The following is a 239-nucleotide window of genomic DNA, read 5'->3' as shown; positions in this document are numbered from 1 at the left end:
CAAAAAAGAGATCGCTGAACTTTTAAAACGTGAAGGTTTCATTCGTGATGTAGAATACATCGAGGATAACAAACAAGGTATCCTTCGTATTTTCCTGAAATATGGTGCAAACAATGAACGTGTAATCACTGGATTAAAACGTATCAGTAAACCTGGCTTACGCGTTTACGCAAAAGCTGATGAAGTACCTCGTGTACTTAACGGATTAGGTATCGCTCTTGTTTCTACATCTAAGGGAG

The 239-nt window shown here is 38.5% G+C and carries 1 protein-coding gene; it reads left to right on the top strand.

The annotated features are described in order from the left end of the window. Positions 1-239, top strand: a 239-nt coding sequence (rpsH, locus tag FE392_RS22960; RefSeq protein WP_319931988.1) for a 30S ribosomal protein S8, incomplete at both ends; no start/stop codon positions are given.

Source organism: Xenorhabdus santafensis (genome assembly GCF_033949405.1).
In the GTDB taxonomy this organism is placed as follows: domain Bacteria; phylum Pseudomonadota; class Gammaproteobacteria; order Enterobacterales; family Enterobacteriaceae; genus Xenorhabdus; species Xenorhabdus santafensis.
The sequence above is the reverse complement of the archived record's forward strand: the minus strand, read 5'-3'. Positions and strand labels throughout refer to the sequence as shown.